The 17,647-nt window shown below is 64.6% G+C and carries 18 protein-coding genes and 1 pseudogene; 4 read left to right on the forward strand and 15 right to left on the reverse strand.

The annotated features are described in order from the left end of the window. Positions 1–30: 30 nt before the first annotated feature. The 4 genes and pseudogenes from Y900_RS27750 to Y900_RS27770 form a co-directional block, all read right to left on the reverse strand. Positions 31–1,989: a hypothetical protein gene (locus Y900_RS27750; protein WP_036348557.1), complete on the reverse strand. Its 1,959-nt coding sequence runs from the start codon at positions 1,987–1,989 to the stop codon at positions 31–33. A gap of 205 nt (positions 1,990–2,194) precedes the next feature. Continuing rightward, a pseudogene (locus tag Y900_RS27755) lies at positions 2,195–3,334 on the reverse strand (IS3 family transposase). A gap of 72 nt (positions 3,335–3,406) precedes the next feature. Beyond that, complete coding sequence (locus tag Y900_RS33820) at positions 3,407–4,084, reverse strand: PIN domain-containing protein (RefSeq protein ID WP_202807794.1); 678 nt, start codon at positions 4,082–4,084, stop codon at positions 3,407–3,409. 194 nt (positions 4,085–4,278) lie between these two features. Continuing rightward, positions 4,279–4,695, reverse strand: a complete 417-nt coding sequence (locus Y900_RS27770; protein WP_131536337.1) for a hypothetical protein — start codon at positions 4,693–4,695, stop codon at positions 4,279–4,281. Between the two features lie 80 nt (positions 4,696–4,775). Between Y900_RS27770 and Y900_RS27775 the strand changes: the two genes are divergently transcribed. Next, entirely contained in the window at positions 4,776–5,405 is a 630-nt protein-coding gene (locus Y900_RS27775; RefSeq protein ID WP_131536339.1) for a hypothetical protein, read from the forward strand. Between the two features lie 227 nt (positions 5,406–5,632). Here Y900_RS27775 and Y900_RS32825 read toward each other — a convergent pair whose 3' ends face one another. The 5 genes from Y900_RS32825 to Y900_RS27805 all read right to left on the reverse strand — a co-directional run bounded on the left by Y900_RS32825 (position 5,633) and on the right by Y900_RS27805 (position 10,777). Further along, entirely contained in the window at positions 5,633–6,688 is a 1,056-nt protein-coding gene (locus Y900_RS32825; protein ID WP_192827620.1) for a lysozyme family protein, read from the reverse strand. A gap of 68 nt (positions 6,689–6,756) precedes the next feature. After that, positions 6,757–9,120: a hypothetical protein gene (locus Y900_RS33265; protein ID WP_237752750.1), complete on the reverse strand. Its 2,364-nt coding sequence runs from the start codon at positions 9,118–9,120 to the stop codon at positions 6,757–6,759. Positions 9,121–9,200: 80 nt separating this feature from the next. Then, positions 9,201–9,653: a hypothetical protein gene (locus Y900_RS27795; RefSeq protein WP_131536341.1), complete on the reverse strand. Its 453-nt coding sequence runs from the start codon at positions 9,651–9,653 to the stop codon at positions 9,201–9,203. Positions 9,654–9,848: 195 nt separating this feature from the next. Beyond that, positions 9,849–10,118 carry a hypothetical protein gene (locus Y900_RS27800; protein ID WP_036348576.1) on the reverse strand — a complete coding sequence of 90 codons (270 nt, stop codon included), beginning with the start codon at positions 10,116–10,118 and terminating at the stop codon, positions 9,849–9,851. An 86-nt stretch (positions 10,119–10,204) separates the two neighbouring features. Further along, positions 10,205–10,777 (reverse strand): hypothetical protein, encoded by a 573-nt coding sequence (locus tag Y900_RS27805; RefSeq protein ID WP_036348579.1) that lies wholly within the window; start codon positions 10,775–10,777, stop codon positions 10,205–10,207. 332 nt (positions 10,778–11,109) lie between these two features. Here Y900_RS27805 and Y900_RS30585 point away from each other — a divergent pair, with 332 nt between their 5' ends. Continuing rightward, positions 11,110–12,456: a WXG100 family type VII secretion target gene (locus Y900_RS30585; RefSeq protein ID WP_237752751.1), complete on the forward strand. Its 1,347-nt coding sequence runs from the start codon at positions 11,110–11,112 to the stop codon at positions 12,454–12,456. Positions 12,457–12,460: 4 nt separating this feature from the next. Here Y900_RS30585 and Y900_RS27815 read toward each other — a convergent pair whose 3' ends face one another. Both Y900_RS27815 and Y900_RS27820 read right to left on the reverse strand, forming a co-directional pair. After that, complete coding sequence (locus tag Y900_RS27815; protein ID WP_036348581.1) at positions 12,461–12,925, reverse strand: hypothetical protein; 465 nt, start codon at positions 12,923–12,925, stop codon at positions 12,461–12,463. 25 nt (positions 12,926–12,950) lie between these two features. Then, entirely contained in the window at positions 12,951–13,562 is a 612-nt protein-coding gene (locus Y900_RS27820; RefSeq protein WP_036348584.1) for a helix-turn-helix domain-containing protein, read from the reverse strand. A gap of 395 nt (positions 13,563–13,957) precedes the next feature. On the opposite strand from Y900_RS27820, the gene Y900_RS27825 reads away from it, so the two are divergent. Then, positions 13,958–14,407: a WhiB family transcriptional regulator gene (locus tag Y900_RS27825; protein ID WP_051660520.1), complete on the forward strand. Its 450-nt coding sequence runs from the start codon at positions 13,958–13,960 to the stop codon at positions 14,405–14,407. Between the two features lie 69 nt (positions 14,408–14,476). Further along, positions 14,477–14,788, forward strand: coding sequence for a hypothetical protein (locus Y900_RS27830; RefSeq protein WP_036348587.1), 312 nt, complete (start codon positions 14,477–14,479; stop codon positions 14,786–14,788). 165 nt (positions 14,789–14,953) lie between these two features. Here the strand turns inward: Y900_RS27830 and Y900_RS27835 are convergent, their stop codons facing one another. The 4 genes from Y900_RS27835 to Y900_RS27850 all read right to left on the reverse strand — a co-directional run bounded on the left by Y900_RS27835 (position 14,954) and on the right by Y900_RS27850 (position 17,641). Continuing rightward, positions 14,954–15,319, reverse strand: coding sequence for a YbaB/EbfC family nucleoid-associated protein (locus Y900_RS27835; RefSeq protein ID WP_036348590.1), 366 nt, complete (start codon positions 15,317–15,319; stop codon positions 14,954–14,956). Further along, complete coding sequence (locus Y900_RS30590; RefSeq protein WP_081845401.1) at positions 15,316–16,947, reverse strand: PPE domain-containing protein; 1,632 nt, start codon at positions 16,945–16,947, stop codon at positions 15,316–15,318. Before Y900_RS30590 ends, Y900_RS27835 begins: the two co-directional genes overlap by 4 nt. A 14-nt stretch (positions 16,948–16,961) precedes the next feature. After that, positions 16,962–17,267: a type VII secretion target gene (locus tag Y900_RS27845; RefSeq protein ID WP_036348593.1), complete on the reverse strand. Its 306-nt coding sequence runs from the start codon at positions 17,265–17,267 to the stop codon at positions 16,962–16,964. Between the two features lie 68 nt (positions 17,268–17,335). Beyond that, entirely contained in the window at positions 17,336–17,641 is a 306-nt protein-coding gene (locus tag Y900_RS27850; protein ID WP_036348596.1) for a YbaB/EbfC family nucleoid-associated protein, read from the reverse strand. Positions 17,642–17,647: the final 6 nt, after the last annotated feature.

The raw sequence follows: 17,647 nt of genomic DNA on the forward strand, positions 1-17,647 counted from the left end.
CTCGCAAGCGCGCTGAGGTGTGATGAGAACTCAGCGTGTTGACCGCTCGTCGTCATCGAGGTCCAGCTCGGACGGGACGAAGAGCGCGTCTAGATCGCCGCTTTCCAGGACGCGTCTGAATCGCTCGATGTGATCTTGTCGGTATTCGTTGATATGCGTTGGTATCTCGCTACCCATCAATACCGCTCGGATCGCTTCGTTGAGGCAGACGTGTCCGAGGGTGCTGGCGAAGTTCGCTACCGATTGGCAAGCGACTTCCGAAACTGGTCCGCCGTGAATCGCTGAGTTACGCAGTCGTTTCAGCCTGCCTAGTTGGCGATCAAAGCGCCGACCTTGCTCCTCCAGACCGCTGTGCAACGCCGCCGGGGTGGCCAACATCGCCTCGATCTCGCCGAGACCGCGTGATATCCAATGATGCGCATAGATCCGTTTGAAGTCGCTCACATGGTCAGCGAGCGCGCGAACGTCGATCAGTTGCCCTGGCCACACGTGGACCTTCACCTTCAATCGGATCTCGATCAACTCACGTTCGGCGTCAGCTGGCGCGCCTGGTCCGTAATCTGGTCTGCTGTCCATGCCGAATCTGGTTAGCCAGTTCATGAACTGGACAAAGCTGATGCGAGAAAGGCTCTTCTTGAAGTGGCTCGCTGCGAACTCGTCCCAGTCCTTTGCACCGCCTGTGGTCCAGGCGTTTACGTGCTCGATAGCCCTCACTGCAGCTAAAACCGTTGCTTGAGGACTCTCCTCGACGGCCAACTTCAACGCTGCACTCATGCCAATCGCATCTTGCAGATCAGCCAGTGAACGTGCGTCCAGTGTCCGATTGCCACGGGACATTCGCTCGATGTCTCGGCCCATCCAATCGTAGTAGGGACTGAAAGGTTTAGGGAGGTCTTCTTTTCCGCCCCAGGAGTTGAGGGAGTACCGGTTCCCTTCGACGAAAATAAGCGCTCCATTCAGGAGCTTCCATGTGCTCCTTGGGGCGTGGTTCACGACGGTGAAACCCTCGACCAGTGCTCTGGCCCTTGCCTCGGCCGCATGCGGCGGTATTCCAGACAATTCCACCCGTGCGTACACCATCTCGGAATTGTCTTCCCACTCCACTTCACCTTCAGGTACGTACGGCGGGTCACCATTGGGGCGCAACACTTCCCACGGCGGGAACTTCATGTACTTGGCTTTTTGCGGAGATGCGATATAGCCAGCAAGGAATGACGCCTGGTAGAAGGTTACTGGCCCGTGGTTGACCTCCCACTGTGGCAATGATGCTGGCGCGAGCCTGAGCCAAACGACACAGTCACCGCGCGGTGCCTCTCGCCTGAGAACGTTTTCGCACAGTTGCAGCCGCTCCCACGTCGCCAGCCCAGTAGGCCCCGATCGCGGCGGAAACCTGAACTGGTGTTTGACACCGCGCGCTTTCGCGAGCTCTCTGTGGACCGCATCGTCCCGGTCGGTTAGCACTTCGCGCAGACGGCGAAAAATGCCGAACCTGTCGACGTCGAGATCCCTGCGGTGGGCGATCGCCCACAGGATGTCGCGGCGCTGAGAGATCTCCTCGAAAGTGCGCCTGTCATTCTGCGATGACGAAATGAGGTCGAGCCAAGCGGCGATCGTTGCCTCCGGCGTGCGTAGTGCGGCTTCGAGAGTCGACAGTCGGCGCTCGAGAGCACTACGAGAAACGTCGTCAATAGAGTCCGACCGCGATGTCATCAACGAACAGAGAAGTGACTCAATGGCAGCGGTATCTGACTCGACCAATCTCTTGAGCTTTGGGCCCGTCAACCTCAAGCTCTCGCGATAGTCCTCAATGACTTGGAGCCAGTCGTCACGTTGGACGCCTCGGTACCGCCGGCGATCACCGACCCAGTTCCAAAGGTCCGCGACCGCGGCGGGGAGAGTCATGACGGCCCCGCTCGCCGTCAGCGGTTCAGCAAGTTCGAGGTGCGCTGCAATCTCCTCAACCCACTTCTCATGCCGTCGGTCGAACATGTGAGTCGCTCCAAATCATTCGCGCTATTCCTTCGCGCGGCAACGCTAGCGCCAGACAGAGACAAATGGCACTGAAGAGCTTGCTGTCTACGAGATCAATCCCCAGGTCTTCAGGGCCGAACAGCGATTTGCCAAGAGACGGACTAGGCGATGTCTGGCGGTTCAACGTACGGGAGTGAGGGGGACCCGTTTGATGGTCCAGTCGCTATGCGACTTGGGGTTGGTGGGTCGTGGTCCACTGTAGAGCGAACTCGGCTGGGGTGAGTTCGCCGTGGGCGGAGTGGGGCCTGTTGGCGTTGTAGTCACAGCGCCAGTCTTCGATGATCACACGGGCTTCCAGCAGGGAGTCGAAGCGCCACGAGTTGAGCAGTTCATCACGCAGCCGGCCGTTAAACGACTCGATCCAAGCGTTCTGCCACGGCGAGCCAGGATCGATGAAAAGTGAACCGGTGCCGTTGAATCGGCACCAATCGTGCACGGCGTGCGCTACGAACTCAGGCCCGTTGTCGAAGCGCACGTAGTGCGGCGCGCCGTGAGCGAGGGCCAGGCGATCCAGCACATCGACCACACCGTCGGCATCGAAGGCCCGGTCAACCTCGATCGCCAGTGCTTCACGGGTGAACTCGTCGATCACGTTCAACATCTTCAAGGTGCGGCCCTCGGCGGTCGTATCGAATTGAAAGTCCATCGCCCAGATCACGTTCGGACGAATCGGTGACATCGCGCCCACGGCGACACCGATACCGGTCAAACGCTTCTTCTTGCGGCGCTGCGGAACCCGCAGGCCCTCGTCGCGCCACAGTCGGCGAATGCGCTTGTTGTTGACCTGCCAGCCCGCTCGACGGGCCATCTTGGCTGCCCGTCGCCACCCCCAGCGCGGCCGCTCCGTGGAGAACCGGCCGCAGCCAGGCCCGCAACTCGGCCTCCTCATCGGTGATCGGCGGTGGCGTCAGGCGCATCGTGGAACGGTGGATGCCCACGACGGTGCAGGCGCGGCGTTCAGACACCCCGAACCGGTCGCGCAGCGCCGTGACGGCGCTGCGCTTGCGGTTCGGGGTCAGAAGTTTCCCGCCGAGATCTCCTTGAGCATGTCGATGTCGAGGGCCTGGTTGGCGACCAGCTTCTTGAGCCGGGCGTTCTCGGCCTCGAGCTCTTTGAGCCGTTTCGCCTCGTTGTCCTTCATGCCGCCGTACTGGGCAATCCAGCGATGCCACGTCGATTCGGCGATCTGCAGGTGTCGGCACACCTCGTTGAGTTCCTGCCCCGAAGCGAGGAGCTTGTTGCCCTCGGCGAGCTTGCGGATGATCTGATCCGGCGTGTGCCGCCGGCGCTTGTTCGATGCCATGTCGTTGTTGATTCTTCCTGCCCAAACACTCGGGCAACAGAGTCCCACAACGACTGGACCACTACGACGGGCTCACCTCAGGAGGCCCGTCGCTGCCAGCTTCGTTTGCAAGTTGATATCGCTGGTGCCCACGTACAACGCTGAACCTGGGTGCTCGGATTGCAGCAGGAGCGTCGCAGCGACAAATCTGTCGTCGGGAACCGTCATGTCCAGCCACTCCGGCAGATCCCGAGACCGTGGTTCGACATGCTCGAACTTGGCGATCACATCACCCGCCACACGCACTCCTCTGCGGACGTCGCCGTTCGTTCGGATCCCTTTCAGTCTCCGATCTGCACGCCTAGCGGCATCCCTCACGATGTCAGTCCGTCCGCCGCGCTTGAGGTCATCGATTTCCCGCAGGACAACAGGCAGGAGATGCACAACGTACTTACGCCCAAGATCGGCTACGTACGCTGCAACATCGGGGTTGTCGAGAAGCGCATTCGTGTCGACCACGAGACGAACCGGGTAATCATTGCGCGGCAGGAGCTTTGTCAGGTCGCGCAAATCGGCGAAGGTCACGGCGAGCTTCTGCTGAGCTTCCTCTACCGTCGGCGGGATGTCGTGGTCGCTGCGGCCATCGCGAACGAGCCAACGCTCCAAATGGCCGATGCCTTCGTCTAGTCGGTTCGCCACCTCTGGTGTGGGGTGGGGAAACAAGAGTCGGAAGCATGGCACCCAATCGCGCAGTCGGCGGAGCAGTCCCATCCTCGACGATTCAAGGTCGTTGTTGCTCGGCGCCCACCCCCAATCGGCCCAGCCCAAAAACACGATGTCGGTGTCGTGTCAATTTGGGTTCACGTAGTCGATTCCGCTGGCAGCGACGACTTCACCGTATGACTCTGCAATGCCGTCCAGCACACTCAACAGATTCTCGACGTAGGTGGGCAGGTCATTCGTCATCAGCGGTCGAGGTCCATGAGGAAGTCCTTCGCCAGCGAGACCCAGCCCGCCTGATGCACATCACCGCCAATCACCTTGAGCGCGAAGTCAACGTCATCAGGGTCGTCGGAATCCCAATCTTGTTGACGCGCAAAGATCGTCGACGGGTAGTCGCGATCCCAGAAGAACGCGAACGTCTGTTTCTTCTCAGTCGCGCGGGTCATCACGAGAGATCCCCCGAGTCCGTTACGTAGATCGGTACTGACTTGCGAAAACTGGCTACGGTAGAGGTCCGGCCAATTCCGCCACGCGTGTTCGAATGCGAAGTCGATCCTCATCTTCGGGAAAGGAAACTCGTAGCGCTCGAGCAAGCACAATCCGAACGCCATGCCTTCCGACACTGTGTTGCGCTGGTTGGTCGCACTCATTCCTGCCATTCGGCCGATGGTATTCCCACCTTCCGACAGGATCGCAGAATCGTTAGGAATAGCGACACGGGACTGGAACGATGGTTTCCGTGATCCTCATGATCCCGGCTCCTGCACCGTCGCTGTGGACGTGGTTGGCTCCGGTCTTGAGCCTAATGGGCACGGCACTGTTGTTCACCGGTTCGCTCGTTGTGATGTGGCGGACGAATGCCGCCGCCGCTGACCGACAAATGAGAGACCTGGACGCCGCGCGAACCGCCCGCAGCGAGGAGCGTTCGGTCGCTCGTGCCAATCAGTTTCGCGATGAGGTCGCGAGCATTGTCGTTGAGCAGAAGGCGTTGGAAGAAGCTCAACTGAGAGCGGCTCTTGCCAGTAGGTTGAAGCAGATTGATCTCGACGAACCGCAGCGGGGGCTTGAATTTATCGAAGCTCGACAGGCCACCCTGGTGATCTTCAATCACGTTGAGCAGCTTGTCATTCGGGCCGCATTATTTACCAACGAACTCAAGGCGATCGCCGCTCTGGCTGATCTTCGCGTGCTTGTTCACCGTTCGAAGGACCTGTTGACAGTGCAGGATGGTGTCGATCCTGTGGATGTGGTCACATCGGGTCTGGGCGACGAGACACGGGAAGCCTTCGACCACGTCCAAGCTGTCACCCGAGAACTATCGACCGCGGACACCGCACCGGTGCGCCCGCCGGCCAACACTGATCACTAGTTGTGACCCAGAAGCCGCCACTGGCCTGGACGTTGGCGTACTGAGTTCTAGGGGGCAGGATCGCCTGCAGCCCTGTACCACCGGTTTCGAAGCGCGTGACCACTTATAGGTATCTAGATGATCTAGGCAATTTCCAATCTCGATGGCGGATCCGCCAGAATCCGCCATCTTGTTTTGGAATCCGCCATGGAGATTTGGAACCTACACTCGATTCGAATTGACGTTGCTCAGTAGCCCTTTGGGGAACGGCGTGGGTCAGCTTGTTGGATTTTCGCTGCGAGATCCGTTGCGGCCCAAGAAACGTCGTATTTTCGCGTGGCGTAGTTGATGAAAGCGCAGGCTTGGCCGAAGGTGTCGCGGTGGTTCGACGACGTGCCGGGGTCCTGGTAGGCCCGGTACGTGGAGGCGATGAACTGGAACGGTCCCCCGGAGGGGTTTCCGGCCCGCGCATTCGAGTCGTGCGTGTTGACGACGTCACGAAAGTTGGATTCGCGCTGTGCGACCAACATCATGCCGGCTTCCCAGCGGGCCCGCGCGGCTGGATCGTGAATCCCCTTGCGGTCCAGGGCAGCCCGAATCGCCGCGCGCACATTCTCAGCGCCTTGGCCGCTGAACGACGAGGGGTAGTTGCCCCCAACGGAATCACCCAATGGACTGGCTCGCCGTGAGTTTTGGCCGTTGAGCATGCCGGGCAGTTTGGAGAACATGCCCATGCCGGGGAGTCCGCCGCTACCGCCGCCCATGCCCATCGACGGCATTCCGCCGCCACCACCCATCCCGCGGAACATGCCCGCCTGGGACGCCTGCCCGGCCTGGCGGTAGGCCATCGCCATCTGGCGCATTCGGGTGGCCAGCAGCTGATTTTGCGCCCTGGTGGAGTCGAGCTGACGTTGCATCGCGGCCAGGCGGTCATCCATGTTGGTCACCAGCGTCTTCACCCCGGCCGGTGAACCGGTAGCCGGCGCGATCGCCGCCGCGGCGCTGGCCGCGCTTTGGCGCACACCGGTGGCCCCGGCGCGACCGTTCTGGCCTTCGGCGGCCCCGGCAGCCGAGGTGCCGTTGGTTTGGGCGTCCAGGCCGGTCACGGTGCCCCAGGTGCGTTTGTATCCGTCACCGGCGTTGCCGGCCCCGGTACTTAAGGCTGAATCCGGCGGGGCGGCCGGCACACCAGGGCCCTGGCTCTGGATCGACCCCGGACCGCCAGCCGCGGGGAAAACGCCCTGGGCAGCGGCCAACACCCGGTCAACCTGCGCGATATACGCGCCCACACCCGAGCCGCCCACCCGCTCAAACTAAACCGACACCACCGGCCACAACCACGCCCCAAAAAACAGGATTCAAAACCGCCGCATCAGACCAGCGCGGGCGCGCTCACACCCGCGCTGATCGCGGCATACACCACGTCGGCAACGTCACCACTCTGCCAGCACAGCAGCGTCTCCAAACGGCGGCACTGAGCGAAATCGTGCTGATACGCGACCAATTGGTGTGGCTCCTCCACACCCATCAAGCCGGGGCGCTGAGCACCCGCCATGAGCCGATCATTCTCGTACTGAGCGGTCAGCTCGGCCCACTCACGCTCCGAGGGCCACTGCCCCGCGATCACCGCGCGCGCCACCGACGTAGCGGCCGTCGACATCTCGGGCCCCGAAAACACCACCTGCTGAGTGAGCTGGCGCGTGTAGCGCTCAGCTTCGTCTGCATCGCGCTGCAACCCGACGAACACCGCCGGAGCGATCGTTTCCAAGCGGTGCGAGCGATCCCGCGTCAGCCTCGACGCATCAGCTTCACCAGGCGCTCCCGCAGGCGCGATACCGATCGCGACATCCGGTGTGGCGGAACGAACCTCGTCGGAGTCGTGCGCCCACGTCGTGGCAATCGCCGACACCGCGTCACCACGCATCCGAACTGCCCGCAACACGGTCTCCGCCGGATTGAACCAGCCCAACCAGCGCACATCGAAGTCTGGATCGAAGTGCGCTGCCAACGGCATCGACCGGCGAATGTAGACGCCCGGCGGAATATAGCCAGCACCCTCGTTGGTGGTCACCCACATCTCCGGGAAGCCGGAAGCGCCGCGCGTTACCGCCACCGCCCACTCCAGGCCCGGATAGGCCACGCTCGAGGCCGCCGCGAGATCCGCCACCACCGTGCGAGCCGACTCAAGATCGGTCATCGACACGTCACGACCCACTCGCTGGTTGTTGACCTCACGCAAGCCTGGCAAGAAACCCGGCGCACCCGCCGCAGCAGCGCCTCCCGCCGCAGCTGCAGCGGGAGCCGACGGTACGGAACCGGCAGCTCCGGCAGCGCCGGCAGCTGCGGCCGGCGCCGATGGAGGAAGCACCGACCCGTACGAGGTCATCTGCGGCGCCGCACCCGAGGAACCACCGGCCCCTCCCAGGCCTCCCGCTGGAATGCCGCCCATCCCGCCACCGGCAGAGCCCGCCGCCCCGGTAGGTGTGGCCGAAGCGGGAACGGTCGAAGCCGTGGGTGCCGCCGAACCTGGCGCAGACGCCTGCGCGAGCGGAGCCGCCGATAAAGGTCCTGAAGGAGTTTGTGGCGGCGCCGATGACGCCAGCGGCGGCATCCCGCCCGCCGCGGCGTTGCCCGCCGCCATCCCGCGCCCGAATTCGCTGCCCAGTGACGACGGGCTAGCGCTGGAGGCTGGCCCCTGCAAACCCGAAGCGGGACTGGACATTCCGCTGACACCTTTGGCGCCTCCGGCCATGCCCTGCATACCACCCATTCCGCCACCCAGACTGCTCAGCGGCGACGATCCCCCACCCCCAGAACCGCCACCACTCCCCATCGAGGGCGGCGACGGCATGGACGGCGGTTTGGATGCACCAGCCCCATCTGTCGGAGAAACCCTTTGATAGCCCGTGGCTAGGGGATTCGGGAGTCCAGTGCCCTGACCGGCGTCCGGGCTGCTGGAAGAATCGGTGATGTCCCCCTTGTGGTATCCATCGCTGCCTGGTTTTGGCACATTCGTGGAATCGGCGGGCTGTGTTGAAGGCCCGTCACTGGGATCGGCTCGGTGGTGGCTGTCCTGGTCCTCGGATTCGCCGTTCTGCTTTGGTGATCCTGGTGGTGCTTCGGGGATGCCAAACTTGTTCGTCAGCATCGTGGTCTGCTCGGTCATCCACCCGTGCAGCTCGGTACGGTGCTCTTCGATCAGGGTCCGGTATTTGGTGGTGATAACGGCGATCTTGGCTGTGGGAACGCCGCCGGGGGCATTGAGATACTGCTCGATCTCCTGGTGTGCTGCGTCATGGGCGTCGCGAATGTTGCGCTTCCCCAGCCTGATTAGGTCACTCATTTGGCTTTGGGTTGTGCTCACGCCGTCCAGAACGCTTGCTACCGCCTTGTGTGCCTTCTCTTCGGCCTCGTAGTGCTCGTATGCGGCGTCGGCGCCTGCGCCGTCGCTCCACCAGCCTCCTGGTGAGAACACTTCGTCCTTTGAGCGCTCCGCGGCCGAGGCCGCGTCTTGATGCTGCTCGGATAGCTTCTTGAGTTTGGTTGCGGTTTGGGCCAGTTCGGATTCCGATTCGGTCGGCCACACTCCTGGGCCGACCAAGTAGCCGGTGAACATTCCGGGCTGGAGGTGAATATCGCGGCCGCCGGGCACGCCCAGACTTGGCACGTAGTTATCGGCCGGCGGCTTTGCCGCATTGAAACCTTTCAGCAGCTTGGCTGCCTCCGAGTTGGCCACCTCGGCAGCCGTTTTGACGTGGCCAGCCTCTTTGCTAGCTCCGTCCGCGACGCCGCTGCTCGCATTGGTTGCGGCTGGCATTAGTGCGGCAATCCGCACGCCGATAGTAGGGCGTCGACGGCGCCGTTCGACGCATCGTTCGCCGCCTTGACCTCATTGATATTCGCCTGCCCAAGAGCAGCGTTCATCAAGTCGAGATTCGTTTGGACTACTCGTCGTGCCGGTTCGGCCACATCTGCTGGAGTCGCGGGTACGAGCGCGTTCTGCATCGAAACGGTCCCACTTAGCGTCCGTAACAGCATGGGAATGTTCGGTTGACCGTCGACCCTGGCGCCGCCCTGGCTTGCGATCCCTTTGGACGAGACGTCAAACGCTGAGCACACAGCTTGCTTGGCGGCGGCCTGCTGCGCCGCTGTGTACGTGGGTTCGGAAGGCGTGGGCGCTGCGGCTGTTGATGTGCCGGCAGAGTGTGCGATTGCGTAAGTGATGGCGGCTATTGCAGCGATGGCGATCACCATGAGGACGGCAGTCACCAGGGCCCACAGCCACATCCGAGGGGCACGTGGGGTGCCGCCGTGCTGGGTCGGCACGGGTGCCCCGCCACCTGGCGGCGGAGTCCATCCGTAGGGCGGGACGTTGTGCGGCGGGGTTGGCTGGGGCGGGACGCCACCTGTCGGCGGTGCCCAGGCTGATGTGCCGGTGCTCATGTGTGCCCTCCCTTAGCGCGCTTACGTTGTCAGCGTGGCTGCGTTCGCTTGTTCGGTCGCTTCGTAGGTCGCAACGCTGCACTGTGCGGCGGCCGCCCCGGCAACCGTCAGGCTGGCCAGCTCGGCCAGCCGGGTGGTGATGAGGCTCGCGGCGACGGCGTTCGTTGCGCCCACATACTCGCCCTGCGGGAGCGTGATGTCTGTCCCGGCGATGGCCGTCATGCGATGCTCGGCCACGGCGGCCAGGGCAGCCGCGGTGGCCTGGGTGTCGATGTGTGTTTTCGCGGGCATAAGGCCGATCCTACCTGCGGAGCAGGCCAGATACAGCGCCCGAGAAAAGTACCGCCAATGCCTTCCGGCGGTGTCATCGGCGGGATTCAGCGCAGCAGGGTGGCTAGGCGCGGGTCCTGCCACCACCGCTGCCCCAGCACCGCCGTGGCAGTCCACAGCGATAACAGGGGGACCGCGGGGCCTTGCACCCGCACCGGTGGGTGTCCGGCGTTGGTGGCCAACGTCAGCGTCCAGCTGTCCAGTTCCGGGTAGAAACCTGCGACATCGCCGTACCAGAGGCTTTCCAGTCCAGAGCCGCCGTCCCAGATCAGACGGTCGGTGGTGCTCCACACGTGGATGTTCTGGTGGTCGCGCCAACGGGGCTGGGCATCGCGGCGCGCGGCGACCTTGCGGCGGCGGTTGATGGCGGCGCTCACCGCGAGCGCCCCCACCATCACCGCTGGTCGGCCGACGACGAAGTAGTCGCTTCGCGCGTAGGTCCCATCGCATCCGTAGAGGAAACTCAGGGTCACATCGGCTTCGAGCAGGCCCTGCTCCTCATCGCCGAGGACGGGTCCGAAGATGGCGATCGCCGGCGGATCTTGACCTGCAAGGAAGGCTCTTGCGCTCCTGCGCGCATGGTTCCACCACCACTGCCACGGATCGCTCGTGGACGGCACAGATCCCGGTTGTCCGGTGTGTGCATGGGGCGTGTGCGGTGTCGGCGCAGGTGACGGTGTTGTGGGCAGCACGCAGAGGTCACCGCCTGACCCTGCGGGGCCGTTTCGGAGCTGTTCGTCCCACCACATGTGTTCAGTATTGAGCAGCGGTCCGACAGCTAGCGACGCCTCTACAGTTCGAATCGGCATCTGTCGGTTCCCACCCCAATGGATTGCCGCGCTCGCCGGCAGATGCTCGTATTTGGGCGGTGCAACGCCCTTCGCTGAGCCGTTAACGTTGCTGGGACGGGGCGTAGTCGTGCGCGCCCATGACGTCAGTGGAGGAGGTCGCGGTGGCACAACTGGATATCGATACTGCTGCTGTCACCCAGACGGCTGGTGCAGTCGCGTCGGCGTCGGCGGGGGCTTCGCCGACGGGAGTCACCGTGACGCCGCCGGCCTCGGACCCGGTGTCCGCAGCGGTTGCCGAAACGCTGCAGGCACGGTGCGCGGCCATCAGCGGGTACAGCACGGTCGCCCAGGCGATCAGTCAAGCGCGAGGATCAATGCTGGCCAGCAGCGCGAACACCTACGAGGAGCAGGAACAGCTCAACGCTGCAAGTCTGGGCTCGACCGGCGGTGGCTCCGGGGCGGCCACCGCACCGCCGAGTGTGGTGCCGAGCATCCCGGCACCGACCATTCCGGCCGTCACGGCCCCGCAACTGGGGCCACCTCCGACCAACGGCAAGGACATCGCCACGCTGCTTCACGGAGGGCCGGGACCCGCCGGTCTCTTCAGCGCAGCACAACAAATGCGCACCCATGCCGGTCAGTTGCAGGATGCTGCCCGCCGGCTCCAAAGCGGTAGCACCTCGATCTCCGCCGACTGGCAGTCAAGCGCCGGAGATCAAGCTTCCCAACGGATTACCGAACTCAGTCAGTGGTATGAGCGCCACGGCGAACATGCCACCGCGACCGCCACCGCGCTGGAAACCCACGCCGAGAGCTTCGCTCGGGCGCGAGCCAACACGCCCACGCCCGAGCAGTTCGAGGACACCGAGCGGCGACTTAAGCAGGCCGCGCAGGCCAACGCCAACCCGGCAAACATGGGCCGCTATGCACCGGTGGTGTCTGCGCTGCAGACCGAACTGGGTGGCTTGCACGCCAAGGCGACCGCGCAGTACGCCGACTATGCGCGCAGTGCCGGTAATCCCTCGCTTGTCGGTGCGCCGCTGGAGCCCCCACCCCGCCCGGGCGCCGGCGGGGTCCAGGCGCTCGACGTGCCACTGTCGCCGGCGCCTGATGATCCGCAGAAGTACTGGCTTGACCTGAGCAAGATGGTCGTGCAGGACCCCAAAAAGCTTGGGCCGTACGGGTATCATGAACTGGTCCCCCATTCCGGTGTGTGGTACCCGGACGTCCCCTCTGGCCCGGCCGAATCGCCGGTCGACCTCAAGGATATTGTTCAGCTCGCGCCGGGTGCCCTGGGCCCGTCCCGTTACCAGGAACTCATCCCTGGCTCTGGCACTTGGGTACCGGAGCCGCACGCCTTCTACGCTCCCGGTGTGCCGGATAAGCCGCCGGAGTTTCCGATTGATGTTCGCCGCCTGATCCAGGTTCCCGAGGGACAGTTGGCGCCGTTCGATACCAAGCAGATCGCGCCGGGCCTGTGGTATCAGCTGCCCCCGCACCCGCGGTGATCGGTTAGGCGAACGCGGCGACGAAGAGGCGCAATTGTTCGGCCTCGTTGTCGAGGCTCTCGAGTACCGGTGCCATGGCCGGCGACTGCAGGGCGGTGCGGAGCCGCGTGGTGGCCGCGGTCAGTCGGCGGTGGGCGTGGCCCAGCTCCGCGACGCAGATTTCGGTGCTGACTGCGCTGACGACAACGGTGTCGGCGGTTGTCAGGTCGAAGTGCATGACCTTTCGTGCCGGGTCGTCAGGCGGGTGGAACAGTCGCGAGGCGCACACGTGATCGGCGTGGATGAGGCTGCGCATTTGGGTCTCCACGGCGGCGGCAAGCAGATAGAGCTGCATCGGCATGCCGCCCAGCGACGGACGCCCGCCACCAGGGGGTCGGCCCAGATCCCCGTAGGTCCGAACGGTCTCGGCGACTTCGTGCAGCTCGTTGATCACCAAAACGACTTCATCGGGATGGCACGCAATCGTCATCGGTACGGCTGCTTCCAGTGATGTTCTAGGCCAACGGTTCTCGGAGTTTGACGAGGAGACCGATAGCCTCGCCGCGTTCATCGTCGCCGAGCCAGGGCATGATCCGCGCGATGGCTTCTTCGGCTTCCCGTGCCGAGTTGGCCATTTCTGTCATTAACGCTTCTCGAGCGTCCGGGCTGATGGCGCGTTGGTGTTCTGACAGGGCTGACCGCAGGGCCAGGATCTGACGGGCCAGAGCGAACCGATCTCCGGTGTCCAGCCGTGCCGCTTCCGCTGGTGTCGGAGCAGGAGGCAGAGGATCGTCTGTGTCAGTGCGGGTTTCGGGCGCAGGGTGGTCACCTACAGTGGTATCCCTTGCGGGCTTCTTGGCACGGGGAGACTTCTCAATGATGGGTGTCGGGTCGCCGCCGGCCAGGGTGTCTTCGATGCTGCCGGGCTCCCATTCGAGGGCGTCCTCGATCGCGCGAGCGGTGCGCGGATTCACTCGCTTGGGCGTGCGGCGGCGATGCTCGATATTGCGGATCATGTCCACGGAGACACGTCCGGCCGTGGCCACGTCGACCTGTGTCAGGCCCAACTCCGTGCGCCGCGCCCGGACTGCCGCCGCGAGCTGATCCCAAGACATGATGGGCAACATTTTGCCCTAGTGAGCGTGAAAAAACCTGTTCCTGCCACGACAGACCGTGATAAATCACGCAAAGATCGCCTAGTCGGCGGCTTCACCTGCACATTCAGCCCGCGCGGAGCTGCAGCGCGGACACTGCTCAACGTTAGCGGGCGGGCCGCCCCTACCCCTATATGCCGCGCGGACGGCAACGCCATTGACTGTGAAAAATCATGCCCTGGCGGCTGCGTGGGGATTTCGGAGAATCGGCGTTGAAATGCGTATATGGCGAAGTATGGGTTACGTCGGAGTGTGTAATTTCCGAGATTTCACGGTCGGAAGGGTTGGGGACCGTGAAAAATCCTGCTACGGTGCAACCGTAAGCGTGAAAAATCATGGTTTCGGCGCAAGAGAGGACACCCCAGAAGATGAGCAATCAGACCGCCATCGAGCAGGCATCTTCCGGGGCGCGTTCGGTGGATCGCGGCAGCCAGGTCGGGGTGCGGCTCTACCACACCAGCGAACCCACACCGTGCCAGACAGTTGAGCCGAGCCGGACCCGCAACGGCCAGGAGCTGTGGTTCTCCCAGTTCAAGGACCGCGTCTTGGCAGTCCGGGCATGCCAGGACTGTCCGTTCATCGGCCGATGCGGCTACAACGCCGTCGCCGCACGGGAGGAGTACGGCGTGTGGGGCGGTCTATCCCTGCCCGGCGACAAGAGCGACCCCGAGCTTCTGGGCGCGGCCTACGACTACCTGCTGGCGCAGTTCGAGCGTCGCCGCCACATCGAGCTGCCCGGCCTGCCCGCCCCGGCCATGCCGTCTTCGGCGGTGCGCCGCCGCCGCACCAGCGCCGACGTCCACAGCAGCGCAGCCTGACGCGGGAAAGGCCCGAGAGGGATTCCTCGGACGCGGCCTGCCCAGCACCTCCCCCGCAAGGTGAGGTAGGTGTGCTCGGCGATTGGCTGGCCTGCGCGCAACAACTCACTCGACCACCGGCCCGCGGCGCTGGAGCTGGCGATGGAGCGGGCGCGCCTGCGCCATCACGAGGACGAGCGCCGGCCGTTCCGCGCCGAGATGGAAGCCGCACGCATCGCGCGGTGTGCGGCCCAGAGCCGACTGGGCAAGCCAGCGCATCGCGCTGCCCAGCAGGTGGCGGCCGAGATCGCCGCGCGAGCTGCACGCAAGCGTGTGGTCGCCGAGGAGGCCGAGCGCCAGGCCCGCGCCGAACTCGTTGCAGGCCTGCGAGGCCAGCGATGATGACCCGGGTCCCAACGGTCTGCCCCGCGCGCTTCGCACGCTTGCCACTGGCTCGAATGGGTTACGCATCAGGCTATTTCACCGAGCCACCCGAACTGGATGTCAGTTGTAGAGTGCGTCATGCCCGCTGGACTATCCCGCACCGGCTTGCGCGGACGAGCGTCGTCAGGCATCCGGTGGCGGCGGCGCGATGTAGCGCTCACCGGTGATGTCAGGGTCGAACCGGGGATCGGTGGGAACCAGGTAGGTCACGAACAAGCCGTGCATGTGCTCGGTGAGCTGCTTGCGGGTTTCACGCAGCACCGCGGTGATGAGTTCTTCGAGCTCGACGTTGGTGTAGGTGCTCATCGCTTCGGGCGCGATGTCGAGGTCGACGAGGTCGCCGTTGCTGTCGAAGCGGGCTCGCACGTCATCGTGCAGCCACGGGATGTTGATCCCCTCCGCGGCGTCGAGGAATGCCTTGTTGCGGGCGCGCATGTGCGCCAGGGCGGCCTCGGCCTGGGCGACGTACTGATCGTCGGTCAGCGTCATGTCTGCTTATCTCTTCTCTCAGAACGGGATTCGCGCGCTTCAACCCTGCCTTTGACCGGTTCGGCATTTGGTGGGGTCGTCAGACGCAGCCGCTTCTCGTCATAGAGCCGCTTGTCATCCTCGCTGCCCCCACCGCCGCGGCCGGGCCCACCCATCATCGGCGGCATCATGCCACCCATCGGTGCGCCCATCCCCGCACTGCCGCCGGTGCTGCTCACTGTCGGGGCGCCCGTTCCCACGGTGGGCGCCGGGGCCACTGCTGGCGCGGCAGCTGCTGACGCCGGCGCGGCCGCAAGGCCCCCGTCACCGGCCGACGCGGGCTCTGTATCCCCAGGCTCGGAGCCACCGCCGCCGCCATCGCCCAGCCCGGGATCGCCGGGACCACCGCCCTCCCCTAACGACGGGTCAGACCCACCAGGTTGGCCGCCAGCGAGTCCTTGCAGCGCCGAGGCGCCCCCCTGGGCCAGGCCGCCGACGAGCTGGGAACCGGTCTGCTGAACTTTGTCCGCAACGCCACTGAGCGCCCCGAGCAGTCCGCCGGCCGCGCCGGCCACCACGCCGAGCACCGTCGGCAACAGCGTCTGCATCAGCTGCGCGCCGCCGCCGGTGGGGTCACCCAAGGCGTTGCCGGCCGGACCCGTGCCGTCCGCAGCATCACCGGTAGCGGGCAGCGACCCGTCCTCGGTCCCCGGCGTCGCACCTGGTTGCCCCTGCCCCGGCACCCCAGCTGCTGTAGTGGCTGCGACGCTCGGCTCCAGGGGCTTGGCTTGCAGTTGCCCACCTGCGGTGTAGGTGCTGTAGCTGCTGACCGCTTGTTGGTGGGCCGCAGCCAAGTCGGTCTGCAGCTTGGTGACCGTGGCGGTGTAGCGGCCTCCACTGTTGGCGTTGGCCGCTGCCGCCGCCCGTAGACGCTGCTCCAGTTCGGTGAAGTGTTGCGGGGTGGGGATGTTGGCGCGGGCCTGTCGAAAGTTGTTGGCCTGCCCGGTCGCATCGCGTGACAGTGTGCGCGATTGATCGGCGTGGCGGGTGTAGGCCGACTCCAGCGCGGCCAGGTGTGTGCTGGCTTGGTCGGCGGCCGCGGAGTCCCAGTTTTGCTCGCTGGTCCATCTTGCCGAGCGCACCGACTGTGCGGCCGAATCCAGTTGAGAAGCATGAGCGTTCAACGCCTGCGCGGCGGTCTCCAGAGCTTCGGGCCCCGGCCCGCCGTGCATGAGTGCGGCGATGTCCTTGCCGGACGTTGGCTGCACACCCGGTGTCGGTATCGGGGGCGCTACGAGCGGTGGAACGGCGATGGATGGGGTAGCACCGACTGGGACGGAAGGAGCGCGGCCCCGGGAGCCGGCGGCAAGGGTCGCGGCGTTGGCCTTTTCCTGGTCTTCGTAGGTGGTGGCGCTGCTGGTCATCAGTGAGCTGGCCTGGGCGGTTTTGTGATTGACCGCCACGGTGGCGTTGACCAGCTCACTGATCGACGCCGATAGCGCGTAGGCGATCTTCACCGAGGTCGAGTCTGCCGCGCAGGGCGTAACTGCCGGCGCTGGTGCCGCCGCCTCGGAGCTGGCCCCCGACAGGCCAGCCCCGGCGGCGCGCACACCGTCGGGGTCGATGAAGAGATTTGCGCTACTGGCCATGAAGCAACCTTGATCTACGTCCGCAGCGTCTGCTGGTTCTCGTGCTCTTGATCGGCGTAGGTCTGCAGATTGCGGCGGATATGGTTGGCCACGGCCTGAGCGTTGGCGGCCAGGCGCTGTCCTAGGTCGTGACGAGCGGCCAAGGCGTCGGCGTAGGCCTGCCCGACCGTCGATGAGCCGATCTTGCCGAAGGCATGCCGGGCGGACTCGAGGGTGTCCGGGTCGGTGGCCATGCGTCGAGCTGCCTCCGCGCTCTCGTTATCCCACCAGGAGGCGTGGTCCTCCCAGGCGTCGAAATCCACCCTCAACTGGTTGGCCATGGTCTCGTCCTTTCGGTCATTGGGTCGTTTTCCCAGCGTAACCTCGGTGCTCGGGGGTTAGCGCGGCCTCAAAAATCCACATATCGGGCGCGGTAGGCGGCGATCTCGGACTCACTGGGATAGGTGTCGTCCGGTGGCATATCGGCGCCGAGTTCGTTCATACGTTGGCGCTGGGCGAAGCGGGCCCGCATCAGCGCCAGCCGGTGCAGGTGCATCAGACGCTCCGACAGGGTGTCTGCCGACCAGGTGGCGTTGACCTCCGGCTCGAGCTGCACCCGCACCACACCACCGGTGCCGTCCAGCTCAACCAGCAGCGCCCCGGTGCGCGATGTCTCGACGTAGGTACGTTCCTGCGTCTCGGCTTCTGACTGCATCCTGCG

This window comes from Mycolicibacterium aromaticivorans JS19b1 = JCM 16368, assembly GCF_000559085.1.
Classification (GTDB): domain Bacteria; phylum Actinomycetota; class Actinomycetes; order Mycobacteriales; family Mycobacteriaceae; genus Mycobacterium; species Mycobacterium aromaticivorans.

Excerpts from the sequence above, each read along its gene's own strand:
- Y900_RS27750 (WP_036348557.1), bottom strand. The coding sequence starts at position 1,989 with ATGTTCGACCGACGGCATGAGAAGTGGGTTGAGGAGATTGCAGCGCAC.
- Y900_RS33820 (WP_202807794.1), bottom strand. The coding sequence starts at position 4,084 with ATGGGACTGCTCCGCCGACTGCGCGATTGGGTGCCATGCTTCCGACTC.
- Y900_RS27770 (WP_131536337.1), bottom strand. The coding sequence starts at position 4,695 with ATGGCAGGAATGAGTGCGACCAACCAGCGCAACACAGTGTCGGAAGGC.
- Y900_RS27800 (WP_036348576.1), bottom strand. The coding sequence starts at position 10,118 with ATGCCCGCGAAAACACACATCGACACCCAGGCCACCGCGGCTGCCCTG.
- Y900_RS27815 (WP_036348581.1), bottom strand. The coding sequence starts at position 12,925 with ATGACGATTGCGTGCCATCCCGATGAAGTCGTTTTGGTGATCAACGAG.
- Y900_RS27820 (WP_036348584.1), bottom strand. The coding sequence starts at position 13,562 with ATGTTGCCCATCATGTCTTGGGATCAGCTCGCGGCGGCAGTCCGGGCG.
- Y900_RS27825 (WP_051660520.1), top strand. The coding sequence starts at position 13,958 with ATGAGCAATCAGACCGCCATCGAGCAGGCATCTTCCGGGGCGCGTTCG.
- Y900_RS27835 (WP_036348590.1), bottom strand. The coding sequence starts at position 15,319 with ATGACGCTGACCGACGATCAGTACGTCGCCCAGGCCGAGGCCGCCCTG.
- Y900_RS30590 (WP_081845401.1), bottom strand. The coding sequence starts at position 16,947 with ATGGCCAGTAGCGCAAATCTCTTCATCGACCCCGACGGTGTGCGCGCC.
- Y900_RS27845 (WP_036348593.1), bottom strand. The coding sequence starts at position 17,267 with ATGGCCAACCAGTTGAGGGTGGATTTCGACGCCTGGGAGGACCACGCC.
- Y900_RS27850 (WP_036348596.1), bottom strand. The coding sequence starts at position 17,641 with ATGCAGTCAGAAGCCGAGACGCAGGAACGTACCTACGTCGAGACATCG.